Source organism: Streptomyces sp. NPDC052299 (genome assembly GCF_040679335.1).
Classification (GTDB): domain Bacteria; phylum Actinomycetota; class Actinomycetes; order Streptomycetales; family Streptomycetaceae; genus Streptomyces.
The window spans coordinates 1-1,813 of record NZ_JBFAUP010000054.1 but is presented as its reverse complement, the minus strand read 5'-3'; the positions used below and the strand labels follow the sequence as shown (position 1 = coordinate 1,813).

General features: G+C 74.2%; 1 protein-coding gene. It reads left to right on the top strand.

Going from position 1 to position 1,813, the window contains the following annotated elements:
- Nucleotides 1-1,813 (top strand): zinc-binding dehydrogenase (locus AB0L33_RS35105; protein ID WP_365687824.1); only part of this gene is annotated, 1,813 nt, incomplete at both ends.

Below are 1,813 nucleotides of genomic sequence, written 5' to 3'. Positions count from 1 at the left end.
AACGCATCCCCTTCGCCTGGAACAACATCACCCTCCACGCCACCCACCCCACCACCCTCCGCGTCCACCTCACCCCCACCACCCCCGACACCGTCCGAATCAGCGCGACCGATGAGACCGGGCAGCCGGTGGCGACCATCGGTGAGCTGGTGCTCCGGCCGATCGGTGCCGAGCCGCAGGCCGCCGACGAGGGAATCCTGCTGGGCGTCGACTGGACCCCGGTACGGGCTGACGAGGCCGGGGCCCCGGACGTCCCGGTCGCGGCCGTGATCGGCACGCCCGGCCCGGAGCTCGCCGCCGGACTCGGCGGGGAAACCGTGCGCCACCCGGACCTGGCGGCCCTGTTCGCCGCCGAAGGCCCGCTGCCGCAGACGGTGTTCCTGCCGGTTCCGGCGGGCCGGGAGACCCGCGGCGCTCTCGCGTACGTCCTGGAGGCCGCGCAGCAGTGGCTGGCCGAGGGGCGGTCCGCGGGCTCGCGGCTCGTCGTCGTCACGACCGGCGCCGTCGCCACCCACCGCGGTGACCTGCTGGACGACCTGGCCGGTGCCGCCGTGTGGGGACTCGTGCGCGCCACGCAGACGGAGAACCCGGACGCGTTCGTCCTGCTGGACCTCGCCCCGGCCGAGCCGGCCGACGCCGCCGCACTGGCCGTCGCCGTGTCCGTCACGGCCGAGGAGACCCAACTCGCCCTCCGCCAGGGCACGGTGTACGCCAACCGGCTCGCCCGCGGGGCCGCCGCCGACGGCGTGCTGACCCCGCCCGCCGACACCGGTGCGTGGCGCCTGGGCAGCACCGGCAAGGGCACCCTGGAGAACATCGCCCTGGTCCCGTCACCGGACGCCACCGGGCCGCTCGCCGCAGGCCAGGTCCGGGTCGCCGTGCGGGCCGTGGGCGCCAACTTCCGTGACGTCCTCATCGCCCTCGGCAGCTACCCCGGTGAGGCCCCGATGGGCAGCGAGGGTGCGGGCGTCGTCCTGGAGACCGGTCCCGGAGTCACCTCCCTCGCCGTGGGCGACCGGGTGATGGGCCTGTTCTCCGACGGCGCCGGGCCCGTCGCCGTCACCGACCACCGCACGCTCGGCCACGTTCCGGCCGGCTGGACGTTCACCGAGGCGGCGGCGACCCCGATCGTCTTCCTGACGGCGTATTACGGTCTGACGGATCTGGCGGGGCTGCGGGCGGGGGAGCGGCTGCTGGTGCACTCCGCGGCAGGCGGGGTCGGAATGGCCGCCACCCAGATCGCCCGGCACCTGGGCGCCGAGGTGTACGGCACGGCCAGCCCCGGCAAGTGGGACACCCTGCGCGCACTCGGCTTCGACGACACCCACCTCGCCAACTCCCGCACCCTCGACTTCGAGCAGCAGTTCACCACCGCCACCCAAGGGCACGGCTTCGACGTCGTACTCGACTCCCTCGCCAAGGAATTCGTCGACGCCACCCTGCGCCTCCAGCCCCACGGCGGCCGCTTCCTGGAAATGGGCAAGGCCGACGTCCGTGACCCGGAGCGGGTGGCCCAGGAGCATCCGGGCGTCGCCTACCGGGCCTTCGACCTCATGGAAGCCGGCCCGGAGCGCATCCAGGAGATGCTGGGCGAGCTCAGGGACCTGTTCGAGGCGGGCGCCCTGCACCCGCTGCCGGTCCGGTCGTGGGACATCCGCTACGCACGTGACGCCTTCCGCTTCCTGGGCCAGGCCCGGCACGTCGGCAAGGTCGCCCTCTCGCTGCCGCGTGAGCTGGATCCGGAAGGCACGGTCCTGATCACCGGGGCCACCGGCACCCTGGGCACCCTCCTCGCCCACCACCTCGTCACCAC